A 24,860-nucleotide genomic window follows, 5' to 3' on the forward strand; every position below is an offset into this window, starting at 1 on the left:
TTTCTTTTTATTAATGATTATAATTTGATTAATCCGGATTTCTTTCTTGCTTCTTTTTTCGCCTCCTTCTTTTCCGGTTTGGAAGGTTCGTATCCCCGGACATTGTATTCTGTTTGCAGGATTCTTCCGGCCACATCCTTTGCTGTTTTTTGGAGGGCTTCGGAAAGTGGCGAATGCTCTGATTTTTTCAAGTAGGAGTGCGTCAGTTTCTCCAGTATCTTCTCAAAGCTATTTTCATGGATAAACCCGTAGCCGGGTTTGGAGATGTCAATGCCATTCTTGTAGATTTCATCCAGACGGGCAATATCTGTCATGAGTTCGCTTCTATCCAGATTGAACCTGCTTAAGAAATTATCATAATCGCTTTTGTCGGGTTTCATGGAACACCGGACGGATGGAGAATGGTCTTTCATGAGATCCTTTGGATAATAGACAGCTTCCGAGGGGATGAAACAGTGTGGCATCTCCGGTGTGAACATGGCAGCGCATTGTCTGGAATCTTCCACTATGATATTGTTGGCGGTGCTGAAATAATAGATCTCAAGGGAGTCAACACCTCTCAATGCTGATGAGAAATAATTGTCTGCCAGATATTGCAGATACCGTTCCATGCAGTGGATTCCCCTTCCGGTATCATCGAATAAAAGCACACCGTTCCCGCTTTGTATGGCGGTAACCGTTCTCTCCCGGGTATTGTCCATCTTTTCCGAATGATAGTGTATGTATGCCTCCAGTACTTTTGCCGTGTCGGCACTGTCATTTATCCTTTCCAGCAGAGCAACCGTATCAAACATGTGTATGGGTAATCCCCTTGCAGAGATTTCATGGGCGAAAACAAGACTTCTGAGCGAAATGGAAGGGAGTTCCTCCAATTCCCCGTTATACATGACTTCATGTATGACGGAAGGAGTATCCATATCGATGTCTTTGTCCATTTGGAGACAATAGATGGTTTCTTCCGGGATATAGGTCCCGCCCAGTGCGAGTTCCGCCTGCTCCCTCAGGTAATTGCCGCACAGCATATCCTGGTTCTCTCCGGATATATGGCTGTAATCAACCACTTTACCCAGCTCGTCGTTTACATTAAAAAGAATGGTATCGTTTGTATTCATATTCTTCTGATTTATAAAGTGAATGATTAAGAGAGTTTACGCCCTTTCGACGGGCCGGGAGCTTTTTCATTTTTCATCTTATGCTCCACATTCTGCTTTTTCTCCAAGTCTATGGCTCATGGAAAACAGACCATTATCTTGTCCGGACAGCAAAGGGAGATTCTTTTTTGCTTCATGGATTCGCCATCCAGCCGGATGCGGACAAAGTAATCCATCTCCCCTTTTCCGGTTTCCTTGATGGCGATGCCTTTCCCTTTATAGGGAACGGGGGCCTGTTCTTCCGGATCGTTCTCTACAATCCATGCCCCGATATAAATCTGACTTTTGGGTATCATATTTCCTGTTATTATTTTAAACGGTTGGTCTTTCGTTTTTGGTTCTCCGGCTTTTTGACGGCCCTCGGCTTTTTATTTATATCCGTGGGTAGCGGATGGAGAAGTCCCTCTTTCAAGGTATAGGTCTTGACGGGGAAAGGCTCGGATGAGTTCTTCATCCGGTTCCGTTCGAAGTCCGCCATGCAGTATTGCAGGTGTCTGACCGCTTCCCGGTTGTTCTCCGGGATATAAAGCGCATAACCGGAAGACAATACTGATTTCTGCACGTCATTCAGTCTCCGGTTCCCCACGGTAAATTCTACCATCGGATCATCCAGCATGTTCTTGAGGGAACGGTGCCCCCTCACATCGAAATCCCTTTTCAGAATACTGTCGGCGGCCTCCCGGATTTCCATGGAGGCTTGTTTGAATTCCTTCCTATCGAAATCAGCCGCTGATCGTACCTGCGTTATTCTTTCGAGTTTCCGGGCAACTGGCAATAACTCCTTAAAGTAGGTAAACGACTGCTCATGAATATTCATATAACCGTTCTTCATCACGGTCAGCAGCCGGTAAATGTCCCGGTTGGAAGGGATGATTTGCGCGCGTACGTCCGGATCGAAATGGAATTTGTCAGCCAGTTCCATAAATCCGTCAGCCGTCGTTTCCATCGGGCTGTAAAATAGAGGAGTCAGCCCATTAATAAACTTGTCCGGCAATTTGGATTGGGGCACGTGGTTCTCACGCTGGAATTCAAAAGAATTATTCAGCTGCCGGGCATGGTCGATCCGGTAGGATGCGTCAATATGGGCTGCCAGCTCTTCCGTTACATACGGATATTCATAGACACCCAGATGGCCGATGTCGTAATGCGGATCGAAGTAATGGTCGATGATATGCTGCAAACATTCCCTGAATCCTTCTTTTCCGATTTCATTGCCGGAGAATATCAGATACCCGAAGTCATTCTCCACCACTTTCAGCGGTGTCCGGAAATTCGCCTCTCCCCGGTAGATTTTCTGCCTTTCGTCCTGGGATCTGCGGAAACTCATATAATCGGCTTCCTGCACGAAATACTTTTTCAGGATGCTGCAATCGGTATCTCCTTTATATCTGGAGCAGTAGACAGCGTCCGAGAGTGAGATCTGACGGGAAGGGTACTGAAAGCTCCGCTGCAAGTAAGGCAACAGCTCCTGCCGGATATACTTGTCCAAAGGCATGTGTGTATCCGGTGACGGCACATCCCTCATCCAATTCAGGTCATACCGTACCATCTCCACATCCGGCACATACGTACAGCTTTTGACTTCGTTGACATTGTCCGACAGGAACTTATGAAAGGCGGCATCCGTTATCTCCCTTTGGTTTCCTTCGACGAACCTGAGTGAGTTGCCCGGTAACGGTGTATAATGGTGATACCGGTCTATCGCAATGAATATACAGCCCGGTCTTTCGGGGTCGAAAAATGAATTTTCCATTTGGTCTCTCTTGTCCATGTTTCTACAGTTTAGGATGGGTGTGTTTTTTCTTTTTCACGTCCCGCTTTTTATCCAAAGCCTTTTCGATAACCGCTTTCACCTTGAATACCTGCTTGTTTGCAGGCGGTTCTTTAGAGAATACGATCCGGGAGAAATCCCCGTTCACCCATGCATAGGAATGGGACGGGTTGTCCCTTGCCTCTGCGGGCAGAAAGAGCACATGTCCCGCCTGCAATACCTGCCGGTGAGGGGTAAAGAGGCGAACACCGTCTACCATGACACTGTCCATCGGGTCACTGAGAATCCTTTCGACCGTCCGGTGTCCGCGTACGTCGTAGAACCGCTTGAGGAGTTTATCCAGCTCGTCCTTATCACGGCTGTTTTCCTCTATCTGTTCACGTATTTCCGGTGTCGCGGGTCGACGGGAGAGTTCGGTAACTGTGCGTTCCTTGTCCGCCATCGCATCCAACGCATCAATAATATTACAGTTGCGGTGGCTGATGTCACAGTGCGCATTGTGGCAGAAACTGCGGAAATCTTCCGGGGTAGGCTTCATCTCATTACGGTATGCCAGCTCCATCTTTGGGAGTCTGTCCATCTTCAGGTAAGGATATTCAGTGAACAGGTTCCCGCCCGGATTGACAGACGGCCCCTGTCGGAGGATGCCTTCCGCCCTGTAAACATGGACGGGACCGAGGTTGAAATGGGGATCAAAGTAATGATCCGCCACAAGCTGCAGGAATTTCTGCATATTTGCCTGCCCTTCCGCCGTATGGGTGAAGAACAAAAAGCCGTCAGCGGTTTCTATGGCTGTATAGGATTGTTCGGGTTGCTTCATAATTTTATAATTTAGGGGAATTGTTCTTTTTCGTTTTTGTTTCTTTTTTCAAAGCGGCGGTATATGGGATGATTCTGCCGTTTTTCTCTTGATACACAGCTTTACCTGCCGGAGATTTGGAGTATGCCATTACCCTGTTACATTTCTTGTCGGCATGGAGAAAGTGCAAACCGGGCATTGATTCGGAGATTTTGGAAGAGTAGATCCATTTGCCTTCCAGAAGGGCTTGTCTCATGGCCTGGCTGGCATCGGCTCCCCCAATGAGAAACGGAACGCTTTTGTCATTCAGTGCTCTTTCCAATGTACGGTGTCCCCTTACATCGAATTCCGTTTGGAGAATATTCTCCGCTTTTTGGCGCATTTCATCCAGCACATCGACCAAATTCAGACCGGAGGATTGTCCGTTGATGCAGTTGTCTATCCGGGTGACATACTCTTGAAATACATTCCGGTATCCGAAAGCCGGATCAACCACAAGGTCACGCTTGAATCCGTTTTCTATCAAATACAGCAGTTTGCTGATATCCGCATTGTTACGGTTTGCAGGGCATCCTGAAAATTCTGTCAGGCGAAGGAATTCAGAAGCGGTCGGCTCCATATTCGTTTCAAACGTCTGCTTCCACAGGTTCCGGTCACGGAACGTATCTTTTGAGAAGATGGTTTCATCAAAGTCATATTTCCCTTTCCCGTTTTGAGGGTTCTTCCGGTAACAGGCATCCACCAAGGGACAGATATCGTCGGACAGCCTGTTGACCTGGTATTGCCTGACGGGACCGGGTTCGCCATGAACCCGGAAATAGTTGCCGGATAGTTGCTGGTAAAAACATTTTAATCCGTCCCGTCCAATTTGGGTATCACTGAAGAACAGGATTCCTTTGGAAGTCTCCACCGCATGCAAGGGTAATTTATAAACCGGGTTATAGTCATATCGGACAGCCAGTTCGTCCTGTTTCCTGTGAAAATGGAGCAGTCCGTCCAATTGCTCTGCCGTCAACTTGGGTAGCTCGCCGGATTCCATGAGGATGTCGCTGCGTGACTGTGCAAACAGTACATTCCTCAGATTGGTGCTTATCAGGGGAACCAGTCCCTTCTCCCGGACATAGGGCAGAAAGAACCGGTTGATATATTCTTTCTTGGCAATATCCCCTGTAAGGACAGGCACATCCGTCATTTTCGGGAATGAATAGATTTCCAGACGGGTATCCGGTACAAAAGCGGCATATTTGGCTTTTATCGTTTCCCGGCTGAACAGAGCCATGAACGTATAAACAGGGTCTTGCCTGTCGGGATCGGCAGAATAGAGTATATAGGAGGATTCCGCATGGGGTTTCTCCTTGCCGGTTTCATAACCGACAAGAAGATAGCCTTCACCCTCTTTCCTGAAAAGCTCGTCCAATGACTTGGGGTCATCAGAAAGATAGGCTGCCATATTATTACATTTTAGGGGTTATGGACGGCTTGCGGGTGCGCGTTTTCTTTTCCGCTTGCCGAGAGGCCTCTTCCTTTTTCAAAGACTTTCCGGCTGTTTGTACCGGCCCGTTAACCTGCTGTTCTCCGTTACTGTTTTGCTGCTGCTCCTGTTTCTGCCCCTCTTCCATCTTTTTGGTGCTTCTTTCCCAAAGGAATTCAACACCCCGCTCGGCGGCGCTCATCTGAATGGATGTGGTATAATAGTTCCCGTTATTGGATTTGAAACGGATAGGCACTTCCTCTCCACGTAAGGCGGCTTCATATTCTGATGGGGAAAGCGTATAATCTTTTACCTTGCGGGGAACGCGTACCTGTTCTACGGGCATATGAAACAATTCATTCGTCACCGGGTCTTTGGAAAGGTAGCAGGGTTTGGTTTCCTTGGTACGGTAATCGATGACCATGTCGACCGTTCGGCCCAGGTTGCCGGTACGGTCCAGTGTCTTGAGGTCATCCTCCGTCAGCGTATGTCCCCTGTAATCTTCACCTACTTTGGGGGCCTGGCGGATATAGTGGATGTCAAACTTGACAGCACCGTTCTCATCACGGAACAGGGAGAGTTTGGCATCGCCGTTCTCACGTCCCAGTTCGGAGTCTTTTGCCACGCGGAAAGCCACGGCGGAGGTTTTTCCTTGCAGCATCCTTTCGAGGCTGTCCTTTGCGTTCTTCAGACCGTCCGGGGTAATGCCGTAGCGGGCTGCCTGTTCCCAATTCACTTCCCGTTCATTGAAACGGTGGTTGTTATACACCCTGGTCGAAGCCAGCTCTTTTCTTACTGCTTCGTTCTGTGGTAGCTGCGCTGCCTCTATTTTTTCTTTGGCCTGCTCTACAGGTGTTTCTTTCGGGATGTTGTACAAGGAGTAACGTCCCGGATTGTTGTAATGGTAGAGAAAGTTCTTTCCGAAGTTGGTGAAGAAGTTACCTCTCTGGTCCACCTTGATGAACTGGCCTTTGTCCGCTTCACCAGCTTCGAGCGTTTCCAGCTCGCCGTTTGCCGCGATTCCTTTTACTCCTTTGGCTTTCTGCTCTTTCTTGTCATACGCCATCAGATACCCGTGTTCCTGGGTTGCCCCGTTGTTTTCAGGGGCTAAGTTTACATTGTCCATATACGTTAATTTTAAAGATTAATGAATCATTTGCAAGGGTAAAATTACTATCTTTGCCATTAAATAAATTGATTATGAAGAAGTTGTCATTGATTGTCATGTTCTGTCACTTATTGTCATGTCCGGCTTTTACACAATCCCCGTCAAAGGAGTTCAGAAGCGGACTCAGTTCAATCATCGGCCGTATCCATTCCGCCCGGCAGTGAAAATCTTTCGTATGAAACAGCCGGTTGCCGGTAACCGTACTGGCTGATTATCCTATTATATTCCCCTTGAATGAGAGCCGGAGGAGGTTTGCCCTCTCTTCCGGTTTCGGAATAAGGATGCATCCGGTGAGAAAGAAAAGGGTACTCCATGCCGGAGTGGATATAGCCGCACCTTATGGCACGTCGGTCTATGCTTCAGGAAACGGGAAGGTCGTTGAAGCCCGGTACAGCAGCAGTTACGGCTGGTACGTCGAAATCCGGCATGCGGGTGGCTTTTCCACGCTGTATGCGCACTTAAGTAAATTGTACGTGAAAAAGGGAAACGTTGTCCGCATGGGCCGGCGTATCGGCAATGTCGGGCATACCGGTATCGCGACCGGCAACCACTTGCATTTTGAACTGAGAAAAAACGGGAAGCCGCAGAATCCCCTGCAATGGGTGATACTAAGGGATTCACGTTATAAAAAGAGCCATTAATCCAATCCGTTATACAATGAATATTGAAGAAGCTAAACGCATTCCGTTGGAGGATTATCTCCGGCGCATGGGATTTTCCCCGGTCAGACAACACGGGGACAGTATCTGGTATTGTTCTCCTTTCCGTGAGGAGAAGACACCTTCTTTCAAGGTGAGCACATCCCGCAACCTATGATATGATTTCGGTATCGGACAGGGAGGGGACATCATCACCCTGGCGATGGAGCTGCAAAAGACGAAGGATATCTCTTATGCGTTAAAAGCGATAGAGGGACATTTCCCGGCTGCTTTCCGGCCTGCCGCCTCTGTCAGGAAGCCGGAGCCGCAGGCTGCCGGTTACCGGCAGGTACGCGTTGATCCGCTGACGAACCCGGTCTTGCTGGATTATCTCAAGGAAAGAGGTATCTTAGCCGAAATTGCCCGGAAGACTTGCAAGGAAGTGCATTTCGAGAACAAGGGCAAATGGTATTTCGCCGTGGCCTTTGCCAACCGGAGCGGCGGGTATGAGATCCGCAACAAATACCTGAAAGGGAGCATCTCTCCCAAGGAGATTACACATATTAAAAACGGCGGCGACCATTGTATCGTAGTCGAAGGTTTCATGGACTACCTGTCATACCTCACACTCAAATCAATGCGACCCGGCAGCGGGCAGCCTGCCGATTATATCGTATTAAATTCGGTCAGCAATGTAGGCAAGGCTATCCCGATATTAAAAGAATATAAGAGTGCTTTCTGTCTGCTGGATAATGATCCTGCAGGAAAGCAAGCATTCTGCCAAATGACAGAAGCCGGATGTCCGGTTAAGGACAAGTCGGACTGTTATGCGGAATATAATGACCTGAATGATTACCTGCTGGGAAAGAAGATGGTTCCGGAGAACCGGCAACGCCATGCCGGAAACACTTCCACCAAGGAAAGGTCGCAAACGAAACAGCACGGTTGAAAATTATAACAAAGCTGTCACCGCTTAAGCATAAAAAGAGGGCCAAATCCGGTTAGACAGATTTGGCTCTCTTTATTATTTCAGCCTCCGGTTAACTTCCGGATAGCTGTTTTTAGTAATTTCTAATCAGCAGCTCGTTGACCGTTTCCCTCTTCTCGGCAATGGAGCAAATGGAACGGAAGATACTGATCCGCTGGATATGGAAACCGGCATAGAGGTCGTCGAAGAAGGTATTCTCCGGATTCTTCTGCCGGGGATCGGAGTTGGAAAGCATTCATTTGCCACCCGCTTCGTCTATTTCCTTACAGAAATCTGCCAGGGCGACCTGCTCTTCGTCCCCGAAGTCCTGCGGCATATACGAGGTACAGGCATTACTCTCATTGACCGGCTTGTAAGGCGGGTCAAAATAAAAGAGGGATTTGGTTCCGATGTACTTTCCGGTCTGCCGGTAGTCACCGTCCAGAATAATGACATCCTGCAACAGCTTATGGTTAAAGCGGATCAGTTCCTCTTCCAGCAGTTTCACCCTTCCACCGAAACCGAAGGTGACGGACAGCTTTCCCTTGCGGTTCACGGAGTAGATGCCGTTATAGCAAGTGCGCATAAAGAAGATAAACAGGGCGGCACGGGTGATGTTATCCGGGGTACCTTCATTGTAATAGGTACGTTTCTCCATGAAGTAGGCTTTTCTTCGGGCATGTTCTTCCAATGCGATGTATTCCTCCTGTATCCGGGCAAGCACCCCGATCAACTCTTCCGGGGATTCCTTGATGACGCGGTAGACATTGACCAGGCTCTCGTTGGAATCATTGATGACGCAGCGGATTTCCGGGTAGGTTTGTCTTATTCAGAAGAACAGGGCACCGCCGCCGACAAACGGTTCTACGTATGTATCCATCTGCCCGAAGCCTTTCGGAAGCGATTCGATCAGTACGGGGAGCAGTCTTCTTTTGCCTCCCACCCAGGGGAAGCTGGGTTTTCCCGGCAGGTTGGCCGGAGAGCCTTTCTTTACTTTTTCCATGTTTACAATAACTTTAAATGATTAATAAATTAAATAGGGATTATTCATCGTCTGCTGTTTCCAGCAAGTGTTTCAGATTGGGATCATTCTCAATGCGGAGCAGCTCTTTCTCAATAATCTGCGTCACGTCTTCCTTGATTTGATAGTAGTTCCTTTCGATTTCCTCTTTCATGTGGTCCTTGCCATCCGGACCAGTAAAGTCTGTGATGATGGGGATGGGCTTGTAGGCTTTTGTTTCGGCGGCCACCCGGTCGTTATCCACGACAATCTCGGCATGGAATATCTTTTGATTGATCCGCTCTCCGAAATTGTCACAGACCGCACCGACGAACTCTCCCTGGGAGAGGTTGGAAATCTTGGAGGCAGGGATAAGCGAATCAAGCTGGGTACTGATGTTAGTGGAGGTATCCTCCCGTGTCATATTGATGGACTTGCGCTGCTGAAGCACTTTCCCGAACCTTTCCGAGAGATTCTTCGCTGTTTCACCCACTACTTGCCCGGCAAAAATATTGCCGATTGTATTTTGAATCACACGCGCCTCCTTGTCACCGTAATCCCGTATCAACTGGCTAAAATCCTGCGCTCCCAGACAAACCGCAACCTTATTGCTTCGGGCCGTGGCAATCAATGTGTCGAGTCCCCGAAAGTAAATCGTCGGCACCTCGTCCACGAGAATGGAACTTTTCAACTTTCCTTTCCGGTTCACGAGTTTGACAATACGAGCATTGTAAAGTCCCAAGGCACATGAGTATATGTTTTGTCTGTCCGGATTATTGCCCACACACAACACCTTTGGAGCATCGGGGTTATTAATATCCAACGTGAAATCATCCCCGGTCATGATCCAGTACAAGGCCGGGCTGATCATACGTGACAGCGGAATCTTGGCGGATGCTATCTGGCCCTGGAGCTGCTCCATCGCGCCACCTTTCCAGGCATCCATAAAAGGCGACAGGTAGTTTTCCAGCTCCCGGTAAGAGGTCAGTATGGTGAACACGTCCGAGTATGGTTTATTCAACAGTTCAATGGCATGGGGGAATGTACAATATTTCCCGTTCTCGTAAATTTTGAGATATCATATGATGGCAGCCAACAATACAATCGGACTTTCCACAAAGAAGTCTCCCTGTTTCTGAATCCAGCTCTTGTTCAGGTTTAGCATGATGACATACGCTGACTCGTAAGCATCTGCAATGTCGGACAAGAACGAGGGATTCAGGGGATTACACCGGTGACTGTATCTGGGATCATCAAAATTAATCACATAGAAACCGACGGGTCTGGCATATTTATCCTTGTTTTTAAGCAGCTGGTTATAAGCGATTATACTTAAATCCGGATACTTGAAGTCATAGATATAAGCGGCAAATCCTTTCTCTATCTGCTGGCGGATATAATTATTGATAATGGCATAGCTCTTTCCAGATCCCGGAGTTCCGAGAATAAGCGAGGCCCTGAAAGGATTAATTACATTTATCCAGCCTGAGTATGTCTTTCGCTGATACCGGAAACGGGTAGGCAGATTCACCGAGTATTCATTGGCGAGCAAGCGGGTTTCCTGCATGAAGCTCTCGTTCTCATCGTTGAAAACGTCATCCATAAACTGGTTCTTCAAGAGGCGGCTGATCCATACTCCGGTAGTGAGCAGACAGAGATATCCGGCGGCTACGGCAGCTACATACAATAAGGTAAGAAGCGTAACGGAGAAACGGGTTGTCAACAAGAACTCACTACCGAAAAAGAGCAGCAATCCTGCAATGAGATAACAACCGATATTCCTTCATGTCATCTCCACGTCCTTCCGTCCTTTGGCTCCCATACAGGAGAAGAAGAGAAACATCAAGGAGAAGGATTTACTGACCAACGAATGGGAGAATAAACCCGTATCCCGTTGGAAATTGAGCAGTATCTTGTCCACCACGCCGATGGTCAGGTTCATAGAAAGAAAGTAGGAATAACAGAAATAATAGACATTCATCACTAAGAAGATGATGCTGATAGCCCTCATAAAGTCGAGGTTCTTATTGAGTCCTCTGGTTTCGTCCTGTGACATATTATCTTAATGGATTAATAGTGATACATTGTATTAGCCGAGATGCGGACCACTGCGCTTTCTCTTCTTCTTTTTCCCGTAAGGGCTTTGGGGCAGGTCGTCAGCCGGATACGGATAGGATTCCGGAGAGAAGATATCCAGCAATCCTTCTACCAGTCCCGGTTCCTCTTTCTCCGGTTCGGCCAGGTGCAAGAATGGTACTTCTTCCTCTTTTCCCGGTAGAACCACGCCATACTGCCGGTTGATAACCGATGCCGAGTATTCCTTTCCCAATGCTGAGCCTTTGAATACGGTCCGGGAGGTATGGTCAATGTAGGTGACTCCGTAAATCACTCCCGCATCGTTCCGGTAGAGTATGGCGGCAATGCCTTTCCCGGTGAGTTCCTGCAGGAATCCCTGAAGGGTGTCTTGTTTCAGAGCCGTGGCAATCGCTTCTTTCGTCCCCCCGGGTATCGGATGTTTTGCCATCCATAGCTTGCTTTTGAAAAATTTCTTTTGAAGTGCCGCATAACCTACACTCTTGCCGATCTTGCTGGATTTGATGGCTACGCCCACCCGGTCACCCTTTTCATCGGTAGCCGCATAGACCAGTCCGTGATAGGTCTTCCCGTCTATCGTTTTGTGTGTTTCTTCCACCGTCACATGGAAAAGGCCGAGCAGGGCTTTAAACTCCTTGATGGACTGGAATTTGTACCCCTGCATGATGGGCTTCACCACATTCGCTATCTGATGCTTGATATCGCCTTTCTGATAATCGACGACAGTGAGTGGCAGGGATTCCCGTTGTTCCATCTTCTCGGCAGGTAGCAGATGGTATTTTCTTTCCAACTCCCGGCAGATTGTGGAGGAGCGTTGCCATTCCTTATAATCATTGATCTTCTTTCCCTGTTCGTCGATGCGCAGGGATACGATATGGATATGGGACCTGCCGATATCCTCATGCCGGTAGATGATGTAGGGTTGGTTGCCGTATCCCATCTTTTCCATATACTCCTGTCCGATGGCTGCCAGCTGTTCATCGGTCAGTACATCGTCCGGGTGCGGATTAAGTGAGATGTGGATAACCGGTTTCTCTGTGCGACGGTTAGCAGCCAGGTACGGTTCGAAGGAACGCATGCAATGCTGGATGGTCGGATGGCCGTCTGCCGGTTCCATGATCCGGTTTCATGTCAGTGGCCGTGCCTGCTGCTTGTCCACTTTTTCGTGATTATAGTATAATGCCCCGTAGACAGAGGCTCCTGATGTTATTTTTGCAACCATTGTTCGAATTCTTGGGTGAGACGGATAATCTCCCGGTTCAGGGAGATTAGTTCAATAGTCAGTTGCTCCAATTTATAGAGCATGGCGAGGGCTTTCTTCTCGGAGAGTCCGGTATGCAGAGCCTTGACCGCCTGGTTATAGTTCACACCTATGCGGCGGTATTCACTCTGCAGGTTGGTCAGCTTGATGTAGTAGTCCGTTGCCGCCTTGTCGATCTTTACGACTTTCATCGGTTTGTCGAAAAGGGCGGCAAGAATGAATTGGGATTTATTTTTAGCTCCCGAATTCTCAAAGAGCCTTTCGAACTCGATGTTCTGGAACTCGTCCAGGCGGAAACCGTAATAATAAGAATGAAGCTGGGATTCCTCCTTGGGAGTTCGTCCCCCTCTTCATTTGTCTGATTTGTCAGCCTGTACAGGCTTGCGTGTATTACTGATCTTTGCCATTCTTTTAAGTGTTTCATTTATTCGGCAGCAAAATAAGTGATAATATTCATATGAACCTAAAATTGGGAAGTGACTACAACTGACAGGAGATGACTATTTGTGACAGGGGGATTTTTACTCTCTGCTCACTTCCCGATTCCGCAGTTCACGATATTCTTTTCGTAGGTTTCTTTTAGTTTGGGAAGCAGAATGGAACAACTCTTTTTGCGTCGGGAGAGATCGGCACGTAGGTCGTATGGTTTGGGGATGGAGACATTGAAGAGTTTCTCGAAAGCGGAAACGATACCGGCAAAGGAGATCCGCTTGCCGTCCCCATCCGTAATAAGTTCGCTATAGTCCAGCGAGGAAATAAGTTCCATGAGGTTGACAAGCGTGCCTTTCCAATGAAGTGATGAGAAAAAGGAAGAAGGTGCCTCACCGGATCCGGGATACTGTACGCTAAAATTAACCAGCTCTATTTCCGCTTCCACCAGCAGGAGGCACTTGTTCAGATAGAATTCAACTACTGGTGCATGGAAGGACAACTTTTTTATAGAAACCAGTTCCACTTTACTATGAAGCAGATGGCGCAGCCTTTCCGATGAAGAAACCGGTTCTACGGCAAGATCGCACAGGTATTGTTCATATTCTGTATAAGAGGAAGCGAATTCTTCATCGGAAACTGCATGTTTCTGATTAGAAGCCAGAGAAAAATAGTTGAATATACGGCATTCTGTAAATGGTTTCATACGGCATACGTTTTATTTGTTTATACCGGAGTAGGCCAAATGTAATGCCTCTGCCATAGCATTAAGCCTTGGATTGTTTTAATATTCTGGAAATCAACAATAAACAAATTCTGTAGAAAAACAGGTGTAAACCAAAAGTGTATACTTACCTTACACTGCATGTTAGGAAAGTGTACAATTCCTGTAAACCCTCATGTCCCTTAAAGGTAGGATAGTAGGAGGATTATTCGGATATCTCTAATAAGAATGAGACGAGGGTATCTGTGTTATGAAATTCTTTCATCCGAGCGCATGACCTGCCGCTCGCATTCAGGAATCTGACGAACACCCGTCCGTTGCCAGGATTGGGAAGACAGATAACGGCGAACGGCTTTCCGCCTGACACTAGGCGGAAATACCCCTCGGGAATGTAAGGCTGATAACTGATGTCCTTTCCGGTCTTCAACCGAAGTTCCTTTGTCACAGGCTCAATCAATACCGTCTGGATGATTTGGGAGATACTGTCGGTAGGGGGAGGCTTACGCATGACCAGGGCAAATCCTGTCTGCCACATCCGCTTTTCTCGCTCTGCCTCGCAGACTTTGAGACCGAGCCTGCCACATAAGGGTCTAATATCCATATTTACAAATTTAACAACAGATTATCAATTCATTACCTATATAAGCATAAATAACTGGACATACAAGATACAGGGCGCAGGATTTTATGGGGAGGACAGGAAATCATCCTCATTGTTCCAATACCTTTTCCATCAGATCACCCCGTATTTACGGAGCTTCTCATACAGGGTAGTCCGGCTGATGTTCAGCATCTTGGCAGCCTTTGCCCGGTTGTTTCGGGCCTGTTCGAGCGTTTGGAGCAAGAGCCTTCTCTCTTTTTCCTCCTCCGTGAGACCGGATACCTCTTCTTGCTTTAACGTCAGGTCCAGGTTCAGGGAGGTCGCGGTAATCCAATCCCCGTCTGTCAGCAGCAGGGCGCTGCGGACAGTGTTCCTCAGTTCGCGGATGTTGCCTGGCCAAGGATACCGCTTCAAGGCCGCCTCCGCCAGCCGATCGAAACCCTGCACCCGTTTCCGGTGTTCTTTTGAGAGATGTTCTAGAAGGAAACGGGCTAGCGGGAGGATATCCTCCGAACATTCCGAAAGAAGGGGGACACGGATGGTGAACTCGTTCAGCCGATGGAACAAGTCCTCACGGAAACGTCCTCCGGCAATGGCTTCTTCCAAATTCTCGTTGGTAGCAGCAATCAAGCGAATATCGAAGCTGCGCTCCCGAGTAGCCCCTACCGGTCGGTAGCATTTCTCCTGCAAGGCACGCAGAAGGAGCATCTGACTCCTATAGGCGAGGTTGCCGATCTCATCTAGAAACAACGTGCCTCCGTCAGCCTCCTGGAACAGGCCGGTCTTGTCATTCTCCGCGCCAGTGAACGCCCCCTTACGGTGTCCGAACAGTTCGGAGGCTGCCAAATCTTCAGGAAGGGAACCGCAGTCCAAAGTGATGTACGGTCTGTTCTTTCGACGGCTCTGTTTGTGCAATTCGAGGGCGATATGTTCCTTGCCCGTGCCGGACGCACCACGGATCAGGACAGAGATGTCGGATGGTGCGACCAGCCCAATCCGGTGGTACATTTCTCTTGCCTTGCCACTATCTCCCCGGTAGAATTCCGTACTGTCGTGCCTGGGACGACGGAATTCCTTACGAATGGCTTCCAGCAACCGATCCGGTTGGACGGGCTTGCAAAGGTAGTTCACCGCACCGAGCTGCATGGCTTCCACAGCATTCTCCACCTGCCCGTAGTTGGTCATGATCAGAAACGGAGTGGTGATATAGCGGTCGTGCATCCATTGGAGCAGGTCCGTGCTGTTGCCGTCTGGCAAGCGCAGGTCAGCCAGCACAAGGTCATACTCCCCAGCCGAAAGAGCCTTACGAGCAGCGGAAAGGGTCGTTACACGCTCGCTCCCCATTTCCTGCCTCTTCAGCCAGTTACCGATGCTGCGGGCAAAAACAACATCATCCTCTATAATTAATATGCTTTTCATCTTCTTGACTTATTTTCTTTTTCATATGTTCTGCATAAGTTATCAATTTCCCGGCAGCTATTTCTATCGTATGGATACTGCTCATTTGTTTTTCCGTCCAAAATTCCGGTTCGGAAAGTATGATGCCTTGTACTTCCTCTACCGGATAGTCAAGGCGGACACTTATCCACAGTGGAAGGTTCTTGTGCAGGATTTCACGGATTGCCTGCCGGTCATCTTTTCTCAACGCTTCATGCAGACGGTCAAGATCCTTGCGGCTTTCCAAGATAAAGACACCGAGCATCCCCTCCCTGTCATCCTCGTCCGAAAAGATTAAGGAGAAGTCTGGCTGCCATGTCAGTTGTACACTCTTCCCGGCTATCTGGGCGACAGTTTCCATCAGGTCATCCATTCGGAAAGGTTTGCGAATGCATCCGGCAAAGCCCCCGGATAGATACATATCTTCCGGATCCACGTCAGCGGTCATGGCTATGACAGGGATTGTCCTTGCCTTTTCCATGTTGGATGAACGCAGCAATGCCAACAGTTCGAACCCGTCCATGTCAGGCATCCGGATATCCGTCAACAACACGTCATAATCATGTTCTCTCAGTCTTTTCACCACCTCCCGGCAATCGGTGCAGCAGTCACATTCGGCTCGGTTACGCCTGAACATCTCGCAAAGAATGGAAAGCAGCCTCGGGTCGTCATCCAGCAGAAGAATCCTGGTCCCCTCAATCTCGTAGTCAGCCGTTAGTCGCTGTTCCTTTGCCAGAGACTTGCTGTCGGCAAGGGGAAGGGGCAGCGACACAATGAAGCAGCTGCCTTCACCCGGTCTGCTCTCCACACGGATGGAGCCTCCCATTTGCGAAACCAACCGGGAAGTAATAGCAAGGCCGAGCCCGAACCCGGGAATATTGCGGGCGTTGTCCAGCCGTTCGAATGCGTCAAATATTCGTTTCTGCTCATTATTGTCCATTCCCGTTCCTGTATCCTGCACCTTGATACAAAGTTCTCCCTTATGGAACATTGCTTCCAGTAGGACATGTCCCTTTCCGGTAAACTTCAAGGCATTGGAGAGCAGATTGTTTACGATCTGCTGCAGATGCCCCTTGTCACAACTGACAACCGCGTTCATGCCGGAAAATCTGGTCAACAGCTGCAATTCTTTTTTTTTAGCTGATGGCATGTAGCTGTCTGCAATCTCCCGAAACAGGGATTCCAAGTGAAAGATGGAGACGTTCTCCCAGGCCTGTCCGGTATCCAGCAGGTAGAAGTTCATCAGCGTGTCCACCAGCGAAAGCATATAGTCTGACGCATGTCGGATATTTCCAGCGTATTCCTCCTGCATAACCCTTTCCTGTTCGCCGGGCAGCAGCTCCGCCGTCCCCCTGATAATGGCAAGGGGCGAACGCAGGTCATGGGCAATAGTCAGCATCATGCGTTTTCTGGATTGTATCAGTTCCTTGTTCTCCTTGTTTGAGACTTCCAGTTGTCGTTGGTAGCGGTTCCGACGATTGATATCACGATGCACAACAATGTACAGGATAATGGTCAGCAATGAGACGATGATACCCAGGATGGAGGCTGTACGGAACGACCGGTCACGCGCGGATAGGAAATGTTTGTAGCGTTCTTCAAGACGCCGGGAGGCTTCCATCTCGAAATCCTTGACGACACCATGCAGCCTCCGGTTCAGCGCCACATTACCGGCATACAGGCTGTCCATCTGTACCAACAGCTTTTTCTGCTCGGCAGTCTGCTTGTCTGTAACCTCCCTGTTCAAGGAATGGAGCATACGGGTGGCTGCCGGGATGTCCTGTCGACGTCCCATACTTTCTTTCTGTTCCCGATAGGCGGATTTCTTCTTGCGCCTGAGGAAGGTCCAGAAACTCTTTTGGGCATTTTTCCCTTCTTCTTTTTCATCAGACAAGGATTCCGTATCACGATGGACGCGGGATGCAATCAGCGGAATCTTTCGTCTCACGATCTCGTTTACTTCCCAGAAATGCTTGAACGTGCCCATTATTGTATCCAGTAACTGCTCCTTTCTTTCCAGTAACAGACACAAAGAGTCTATGCACGCCTGCTGCCTGTGAGTGTTCACATACCGTTTCAGTTCCTGCAAGGTTCCACGGACATTGTACCGATTTGCCTGATACGTCTTGAGATCATCCTCGTTCCAGACACTGACTGTCTCCCCATAAGTAGCCAGTTCCAATAGTCCGGCGTAAGCCTGTTGCGACAGGTTGCGGATATGGACCAGCTCCCGTTCATCCTGATGCAGGCTACCCCGTTTTATCTGTTCACGGCGGAAAAGCACGATGGTGCAGACGAGCAGGACCATTAAAATGGTATACCCTAAAAATATTTTAAATCTCAGCCACATGATTCGTTTTGTTTTTCTTTATCCTTTTCTTGTTCTAACAACTCTGGAAAATAACAGGCAGATAATAGCCCTGAACATACTAGGCACTCATTACCCGCCCGTCAATTACACCATTATAGTCATTCTACTTCTAATAATTTATTAATGGCGTACACAAAAGGCCACTACAGCCTGCTTCTTTTCATAGAATGTCCTAAACTTCCGTTTGTTTACAGGATACAATAAAACATATCCCATGACAGTGGAATGACCATGGTCACGTTAGCTTATCCACCGACATAAAAATCCATATCATGTCTTTTTACAAAACATAATTATCGACGGACAACCAAGCTGTAGTCTAGTTATCCTGACAAATATCCCTACAGTCAACAAGGAACTTCCCGATTCTAAACAGGAGTCTTCCAGCTCTACCCTCTTCCGTCTATTGTAATTATATTACCATCCATATCATATTCCAATTCCGTTACTTTCAGGCTACGAAGCCAGGTTCTCCCACCCGAAGGCACACAATCATGATGAAATAAATACCATTTGTTCTGATATTCAATAATGGCATGATGAGTGGTCCAGCCTACCACCGGTGTAAGGATCACACCTCTGTAAGTGAACGGTCCGTAGGGATTGTCACCTACGGCATAGCACAAACGATGTGTATCTCCCGTAGAATAGGAAAAATAATATTTTCCTTTATATTTGTGCATCCAGGACGCTTCAAAGAAACGCCGTCCGTTATCCCCCTGAGTCAACGGACGACCTTCTTCATCCAGAATCACAACCGGACGGGGCTCCTCTGCAAATTCCAGCATGTCCTGGCTTAGCCTGGCCACCCGTGCGGGAATGGCTGGTTCGTTGTCAGCCGGAAACGCGGCACTCTCCATGGCCTTGTTATTATGATAACGTTGTAGTTGTCCGCCCCAAAGACCACCAAAATACATATAGTAATTTCCATCGCCATCATTCAGTATAGCGGGATCAATACTGTAACTCCCTCTGATAGGATCAGACTGCGGAATAAATGGACCTTCCGGTTTGTCACTGACTGCCACACCAATATGGAATATGTCGTTTTTATCCTTCAGTGGAAAATACATGTAATACTTTCCATCCTTCTCAGCCACATCACAATCCCATAACTGGCGGCCTGCCCAAGGAATATCCTCTACCTGCAGGACAATGCCGTGATCAGTGACTTCTCCATGCATTATATTGTCAGTAGAGAAAACATGGTAATCTTTCATATTAAAGTGGTCGCCATTATCGTTCTCCTCCACGCCGCTTTCCCAATCGTGACTGGGATAAATGTAAACCCTGCCATTAAAGACATGTACGGCCGGATCTGCCATATAATCATCCGGCACCAGATATCTCATTTCTTTTTTCATATTCAGTCTATATTGAAGATTAAACAGGTCATTTTATTTTTTATCAGAGAGCAGTTCTTTCACAAACGGTTTCGGTTCATAATTACGATCAAAAAGAAGCGGATAATCATGCCGACCATGTACCGGAAAGTTGTTTTTCCATGAGTCTTCGTCTGTCACTCCCCATACTGTCACCCTGGATACGATATTCGAATGTTTCACAAAAAGATCAAGAAACATTTTCATACGGAAATTCCATGTCTGCAATACCGAATCGGGTAACTCCACAGGATAAGGATTCAGTTCTTTCCGATATGCAGCCGTATCCGATACATTGGCCGTCATGCTGATAGTGGGCAGAGCGCTCATGTCCCATTCCGTAACCATCACCTTCACACCGGCTTCGGCGAAAGCCTGCATACTTTTTTCAAACTCTTTTATATCGGGATAATCCATGCCGATATGCCCCTGCATACCTATGGCATCAATACGCAGTCCTTTTGTTTTCAAGGAATGTACCAGTTCTACCACTGTATTTCTGCGACCCGCTACATGCATATTATAATCATTATAATAGAGTTCGGCATCCGGATCAGCCTCATGAGCATAACGGAATGCCAACGGGATAAATTCCTCACCCAGTATCTCATAAAACTTGCTCTTGCGGTAAGAACCGTCTTCCACAATAGCCTCATTCACGACATCCCACCCTTTAATCCGTCCTTTATAACGGCTTACAATTGTCGTAATATGGGCTTTCATACGCTGCTTCAATATTTCAGGAGTGACATTATTGCCCGCATGGTCCACACAAAACCAGGGTGCAAGCTGGGAGTGCCAGATGAGGCAATGCCCGATAACAGCCATTCCGTTTTTTTCACCGAATTCCACAAACCTGTCAGCTTGAGTAAAATCATATTGGTCCTCTTCGGGGTGAATCACTTCACACTTCATACAGTTCTCCGCTACCACCGAATTGAAGTGAGTACGAACAATCTGTAAGGCGGCTGTATCCCTCCCGATAATCTGGGCGGTATTCAGGGCTGTTCCAATCAGAAAGCGGTCACCCAAAAGAGCCTTCAGTGTAGCTTCCTGAGGAGCTTTTCCTCCTGCTGTACTACAGGAAGTTAGCATGGTGAACATCAGCAATGCCAAAATCATTTTTTGTTTCATATCAGTTACTATTCTATTTTTTAATTTTCGTTCTTGTCTCTATTTCTTTATTGATACGTTCGACAGTCATATCATCCAGTTCATATTTCGAAATGATGAACATGGCCAGCAAAAGCAGCAAAGCGGGGATTACGGCTACCAGCCATAAAATACCCTGTTCGGCAAAAGTAGACTGGCTGACAGTATTCTTCTGGTCGAAACCTACATAGGCCAACACCAGGCCAGGCACTACGCCGCCAAGGGCCATACCCGCCTTATAGAAAATACCCGTCAATGCGTTCACAATACCCGAAATGCGTTTACCAGTGGTATATTCACCGTATGAAATGACTTCAGGAACCAATGCCCACATATAACCTGTAGCTACGATGACACCTGTAGATTTGACAAACTGGGCCACGTAAACCAGCCATATCTGATTTTTCAATGACGGTATCATCGAAATGACGTAGAGTAATGCCATCCCAATAATAGCTACCGACAAAAAAACAGAAAACATGGCACGTTTTCCTATCCTGCGTTTGATCCACGGTACCAAAGGCATGAATATGAAAGCAGGAATGGAACCAAGAGCCATGAAATTGGCCATCTGGTCGCTCGTTCCGTGTACATTATATAACATATAATAGGAGCCCGCCGAATTTCCCACAGCCATCATGGCGAAAGCCGTGATAAAGAAGAAGGCCAGAATACGTAGCGGGTGGTTACGACGAAACTCTGTCCAAAGATCGGACACCTGCACATTTTCTGTTTCTTTTGCATCCATTACCACCCGCTCTTTACATTGTGTGAAACAGAAAATCAACAGCAACAATCCTACAATACCGTAAATAGTCATTGTGGCAAACCATGCATCGGCACTGGTCACTGTATTCGTCAGTCCGTCAGGTGACAAACAGGCCACCAGTTTAGGAATACCGTAAGCCACTGCTAATCCTCCGGTGTTAGCCAAAAACATACGCACACTGGTCAGTGTCGTGATCTCGTTCGTATCACGGGTCAGTGAAGCATTTAAGGCTCCATAAGGCACATTTATTAAAGTATAGAGCATCGACAACCCCACGTAAGTAATATAGGCATAAACCAAACTACCTGAAAATCCGTTCCAGAAGCAAAGAATGGCAAATCCGGTAAGAGGAATACCTGCAAGCACCAAATAAGCACGATATTTACCCAGGCGTGGATTATGTTTATCAACAAAAGTACCAACCAGCGGATCCCAGATTACGTCTACTATCCGGACAATGAGAAACATTACAGCTACCGTTTCGGGCTTGAGGCCGTAGACGTTGGTATAGAACAATAGCAGATACATGCATACCGTCTGATAAATCAGGTTTTGTGCCAAGTCACCAGAGCCGAAACCTATACGCTGAAGCCAAGAGAGTTTATGAAAATCCTTCATTTTACTTTTATTTACAATGACATAAAAACTATGTTTATAGAAATTCTCTTCTGAATGATGCAAATTTACGAAATCATTCATATAGGTATACTCCATCTACGTTACAGAAACACTAACAGATATTTCCATTGTTTTTTTAATTGTTTCATTTAAATATCTTAATGATACAATACTCACACTTCATTAGATTTTACCTCGTTTTTCTATCATTAATGCATGCGGATTCTTTTTTTCAGAGATGCATGCAAAAAAGCTATAAAGCCCCCCCCCTAAACATACTAGACAATAAAAGCTGTAGGGCCGAAGCAAACGCTCAACTCCCCTGTGAGTTTGTTTAGCAAGTACTTGTTGTATCAATGTAACAAATCAAAAATGATATGTAACATGCCAAAATCCAATAGTTACACAGAAGTATGAAATTGAATCAAATATTTCACTATTTATAGGATGGACAACTTACCTTTGCTACCAGAAAAAAACAAATCGTGATTAACCATTTAATTAGTAAACCATGAAGAAGATATTTTTGTCATTGTATCTATCAGTCATCAGCCTTGCCGCTGTTTCCGCAGACCAATTTATCGTTTTTAAACCGGCAACCAACCACTTTCCGTTAATAACGGAAGGAAAACCTTGTCCGATAAGAATAGACGCTGGCGAAGACAAGGGAGTAAAAATGGCCGTGGAGAACCTTATACAAGACATATCCAACGTATGTGGCATAAAACCTGAAATGACAACAGACATAAACAGTAAACGACAAATTCTGATAGGAACTTATCAAACACCTCTCATCCGGCAACTATTATTATCTTCCGGCAAACTGGAAAAAAAAGAGTTGGAAGGCAAAAGAGAAAAATATATTCTGCAAGTAGTCTCCGCTCCCTGCGAAGGGGTGGACGAAGCTCTTGTCATCGTAGGGAGCGACAAGCGGGGAACTATCTATGGAATCTACGAACTGTCTAGACAAATGGGAGTATCTCCCTGGTACTGGTGGGCGGACGTGCCTGTCGCCAAACAGAAGAATGTATATGTAAAACCCGGCATATATACCGACGGTGAACCCAAAGTGGAATACCGGGGTATTTTCCTCAATGACGAATGGCCTTGTCTAGGCAATTGGTCTAAAGAGAAATTCGGTGGATTCAACAGCAAATTTTATAAACATGTTTTCGAATTGGTATTACGTCTGAAGGGTAACTTTATGTGGCCTGCTATGTGGGGAAGTGCATTTTATGATGACGATCCGCAAAATGGGGCATTGGCCGACACCATGGGTATCGTGATGGGAACTTCCCATCACGAGCCGATGGCACTGGCACAGCAGGACTGGAAACGCCGGGGAGAAGGGGCATGGGATTATAGCCATAATGCCAAAGGTCTCCACGACTTCTGGACATATGGAATGGAGCGTGCCAAAAACTGGGAAACAGTTGTCACGATCGGTATGCGTGGCGACGGTGACGAACCGATGAGCGAAGACTCCAACATTGCCTTATTAGAGAATATAGTAAAAGACCAACGGAAAATTATTGAAAAAGTAACGGGTAAGAGGGCTAAGGAAACCCCGCAGGTATGGGCTCTTTACAAAGAGGTACAGGATTATTATGATAAAGGAATGCGCGTTCCTGACGACGTGACGTTATTATTGTGTGACGAAAACTGGGGAAATGTCCGCAAACTTCCGGAACTGAACGAAAAGCCCCGTTCCGGCGGTTATGGCATGTATTACCACTTCGACTATGTAGGCGGCCCCCGTAATTCCAAATGGATTAATATCAGTCCTATCCCCCGCGTATGGGAGCAAATGAACCTGACTTATGAATATGGCGTACGCAAACTTTGGATTGTAAACGTTGGTGACTTAAAACCGATGGAATACCCCATTACCTTTTTCCTGGACATGGCATGGAATCCTGAGAAATTCAATGCTGAAAATTTACAGCAACATGCAGAAGACTTCTGCGCACAACAGTTCGGACAAAAATATGCCAAAGAAGCGGCACGTATTCTTTCTCTTTATACAAAATACAACCGCCGGGTTACTCCCGAAATGCTGACCGCCAAAACTTATAGCTTCAACTACGGAGAATGGGAACGTGTAGTAAATGAATATAATTCTTTGGCACTGGATGCGCATAATCTGAGATTCATATTACCCACGGAATACCGGGATGCATACGACCAGCTCATATCTTTCCCCGTGCAGGCTTGTTCCAACTTATACAATATGTATTATGCGCAAGCCAAGAATCAAAAGTTAGCTGCACAAAAGAATCCGGAAGCAAACGAGTGGGCGGACAAAGTAGCAGCCTGCTTCCAACGGGACTCTGTCCTGACAGACTATTATCACAAAGTAATAGCAAACGGTAAATGGAATCATCTCATGAGCCAGACACATATCGGATATACTTCCTGGAATAATCCGACAAAACAAATCATACCCAAAGTAACCCGTATCCCTGAAAGTCCCGTGAAATATGAGTTCAAGGAAACAAACGGATATGTAGCCATGGAAGCGGAGCATTATTCCCGTGCCATAGCAGAAGGTGAAACAAAGTGGAGCATTATTCCCGATTTTGGAAAAACACTATCGGGTGTCACCACTCTTCCTGTAACAAAGACACCAGAAAAAATGTACCTTGAATACGACATAGAGATGGAAAAAACAGGAAACGTAAGAGTGGAACTATTACTTGCGCCTACCCTTAACTTCAATAATAACAAAGGCTTAAGTTATGCTATCAGTTTCGATGGCGGCAAAGAACAGGTCATTAATTTCAACGGGCACTATAACGGTGAGCTAGGAAAATGGCAGGCTAATCCGATTATCGAGTCCCGATCCATTCATGAACTGAAGAAGAAAGGGAAACACACTTTACGTATCCGCCCATTAGCCCCAGGAATCGTGATTGAAAAGATTATGATTCATGCAGGCGGATTGAAGCCGAGCTATTTGGGGGCACCAGAGACACTGAAATAATACAACAGCCCAAAGGTGCCACCTCTAAAAAATAGTTTGCCATGTCTGACTTACCCAAAATACTCTTTCTGGTA

Annotated in this window: 20 protein-coding genes and 2 pseudogenes; 4 read left to right on the top strand and 18 right to left on the bottom strand. The window is 47.0% G+C overall.

Annotated features, from left to right (window positions below):
• Nucleotides 1–17: 17 nt before the first annotated feature.
• The 6 genes from ACNOGP_RS00455 to ACNOGP_RS00480 form a co-directional block, all read right to left on the bottom strand.
• Complete coding sequence (locus ACNOGP_RS00455) at nucleotides 18–1,112, bottom strand: DUF6047 family protein (RefSeq protein ID WP_211737716.1); 1,095 nt, start codon at nucleotides 1,110–1,112, stop codon at nucleotides 18–20.
• 116 nt (nucleotides 1,113–1,228) lie between these two features.
• A complete protein-coding gene (locus tag ACNOGP_RS00460) occupies nucleotides 1,229–1,447 on the bottom strand; it encodes a hypothetical protein (RefSeq protein WP_418213790.1) in 219 nt (72 codons plus the stop codon).
• A gap of 11 nt (nucleotides 1,448–1,458) precedes the next feature.
• Nucleotides 1,459–2,922, bottom strand: coding sequence for a DUF6047 family protein (locus tag ACNOGP_RS00465; RefSeq protein WP_418213791.1), 1,464 nt, complete (start codon nucleotides 2,920–2,922; stop codon nucleotides 1,459–1,461).
• 4 nt (nucleotides 2,923–2,926) lie between these two features.
• A complete protein-coding gene (locus tag ACNOGP_RS00470; protein ID WP_418213792.1) occupies nucleotides 2,927–3,742 on the bottom strand; it encodes a DUF6047 family protein in 816 nt (271 codons plus the stop codon).
• Between the two features lie 4 nt (nucleotides 3,743–3,746).
• Nucleotides 3,747–5,171: a DUF6047 family protein gene (locus ACNOGP_RS00475; protein WP_418213793.1), complete on the bottom strand. Its 1,425-nt coding sequence runs from the start codon at nucleotides 5,169–5,171 to the stop codon at nucleotides 3,747–3,749.
• 4 nt (nucleotides 5,172–5,175) lie between these two features.
• Complete coding sequence (locus ACNOGP_RS00480) at nucleotides 5,176–6,318, bottom strand: DUF4099 domain-containing protein (protein WP_418213794.1); 1,143 nt, start codon at nucleotides 6,316–6,318, stop codon at nucleotides 5,176–5,178.
• Nucleotides 6,319–6,392: 74 nt separating this feature from the next.
• Between ACNOGP_RS00480 and ACNOGP_RS00485 the strand changes: the two genes are divergently transcribed.
• The 3 genes from ACNOGP_RS00485 (at nucleotide 6,393) to ACNOGP_RS00495 (ending at nucleotide 7,947) form a co-directional block, all read left to right on the top strand.
• On the top strand, nucleotides 6,393–6,524 hold the full coding sequence (locus ACNOGP_RS00485; protein ID WP_418213795.1) for a hypothetical protein: 132 nt from the start codon (nucleotides 6,393–6,395) through the stop codon (nucleotides 6,522–6,524).
• Between the two features lie 24 nt (nucleotides 6,525–6,548).
• The gene (locus ACNOGP_RS00490) at nucleotides 6,549–7,001 is read left to right on the top strand and encodes a M23 family metallopeptidase (RefSeq protein WP_418213796.1); all 453 of its coding nucleotides are present in this window, start codon (nucleotides 6,549–6,551) and stop codon (nucleotides 6,999–7,001) included.
• 220 nt (nucleotides 7,002–7,221) lie between these two features.
• Complete coding sequence (locus ACNOGP_RS00495; RefSeq protein WP_418213797.1) at nucleotides 7,222–7,947, top strand: toprim domain-containing protein; 726 nt, start codon at nucleotides 7,222–7,224, stop codon at nucleotides 7,945–7,947.
• A 112-nt stretch (nucleotides 7,948–8,059) separates the two neighbouring features.
• Here the strand turns inward: ACNOGP_RS00495 and ACNOGP_RS00500 are convergent, their stop codons facing one another.
• From ACNOGP_RS00500 to ACNOGP_RS00555, 12 genes and pseudogenes are all read right to left on the bottom strand, one after another.
• Nucleotides 8,060–8,221, bottom strand: a complete 162-nt coding sequence (locus tag ACNOGP_RS00500) for a hypothetical protein (RefSeq protein ID WP_162832120.1) — start codon at nucleotides 8,219–8,221, stop codon at nucleotides 8,060–8,062.
• A pseudogene (locus ACNOGP_RS00505) lies at nucleotides 8,222–8,968 on the bottom strand (DNA adenine methylase).
• Nucleotides 8,969–9,008: 40 nt separating this feature from the next.
• Nucleotides 9,009–11,021 (bottom strand): annotated as a pseudogene (mobC, locus tag ACNOGP_RS00510) (conjugal transfer protein MobC).
• Nucleotides 11,022–11,054: 33 nt separating this feature from the next.
• Nucleotides 11,055–12,176: a conjugal transfer protein MobB gene (gene mobB, locus ACNOGP_RS00515; RefSeq protein ID WP_418213798.1), complete on the bottom strand. Its 1,122-nt coding sequence runs from the start codon at nucleotides 12,174–12,176 to the stop codon at nucleotides 11,055–11,057.
• Between the two features lie 89 nt (nucleotides 12,177–12,265).
• Entirely contained in the window at nucleotides 12,266–12,610 is a 345-nt protein-coding gene (gene mobA / locus ACNOGP_RS00520; protein WP_418214792.1) for a conjugal transfer protein MobA, read from the bottom strand.
• Nucleotides 12,611–12,852: 242 nt separating this feature from the next.
• Nucleotides 12,853–13,455, bottom strand: coding sequence for an RteC domain-containing protein (locus ACNOGP_RS00525; protein ID WP_418213799.1), 603 nt, complete (start codon nucleotides 13,453–13,455; stop codon nucleotides 12,853–12,855).
• Nucleotides 13,456–13,678: 223 nt separating this feature from the next.
• Nucleotides 13,679–14,074, bottom strand: coding sequence for a hypothetical protein (locus ACNOGP_RS00530; RefSeq protein WP_418213800.1), 396 nt, complete (start codon nucleotides 14,072–14,074; stop codon nucleotides 13,679–13,681).
• A gap of 132 nt (nucleotides 14,075–14,206) precedes the next feature.
• Nucleotides 14,207–15,493 (bottom strand): sigma-54-dependent transcriptional regulator, encoded by a 1,287-nt coding sequence (locus ACNOGP_RS00535; protein ID WP_418213801.1) that lies wholly within the window; start codon nucleotides 15,491–15,493, stop codon nucleotides 14,207–14,209.
• Nucleotides 15,465–17,861 (bottom strand): ATP-binding protein, encoded by a 2,397-nt coding sequence (locus ACNOGP_RS00540; protein WP_418213802.1) that lies wholly within the window; start codon nucleotides 17,859–17,861, stop codon nucleotides 15,465–15,467. The genes ACNOGP_RS00535 and ACNOGP_RS00540 overlap by 29 nt, the downstream gene beginning before the upstream one ends.
• 410 nt (nucleotides 17,862–18,271) lie before the next feature.
• A complete protein-coding gene (locus ACNOGP_RS00545; RefSeq protein WP_418213803.1) occupies nucleotides 18,272–19,246 on the bottom strand; it encodes a glycoside hydrolase family 43 protein in 975 nt (324 codons plus the stop codon).
• Between the two features lie 33 nt (nucleotides 19,247–19,279).
• Nucleotides 19,280–20,398, bottom strand: a complete 1,119-nt coding sequence (locus ACNOGP_RS00550) for an endo-1,4-beta-xylanase (RefSeq protein WP_418213804.1) — start codon at nucleotides 20,396–20,398, stop codon at nucleotides 19,280–19,282.
• A gap of 13 nt (nucleotides 20,399–20,411) precedes the next feature.
• Nucleotides 20,412–21,803: an MFS transporter gene (locus ACNOGP_RS00555; RefSeq protein WP_418213805.1), complete on the bottom strand. Its 1,392-nt coding sequence runs from the start codon at nucleotides 21,801–21,803 to the stop codon at nucleotides 20,412–20,414.
• A 511-nt stretch (nucleotides 21,804–22,314) separates the two neighbouring features.
• On the opposite strand from ACNOGP_RS00555, the gene ACNOGP_RS00560 reads away from it, so the two are divergent.
• Entirely contained in the window at nucleotides 22,315–24,786 is a 2,472-nt protein-coding gene (locus ACNOGP_RS00560; protein ID WP_418213806.1) for a glycosyl hydrolase 115 family protein, read from the top strand.
• Nucleotides 24,787–24,860: the final 74 nt, after the last annotated feature.

This window comes from Bacteroides difficilis (assembly GCF_048319815.1).
GTDB classification, from domain to species: domain Bacteria; phylum Bacteroidota; class Bacteroidia; order Bacteroidales; family Bacteroidaceae; genus Bacteroides; species Bacteroides zhangwenhongii.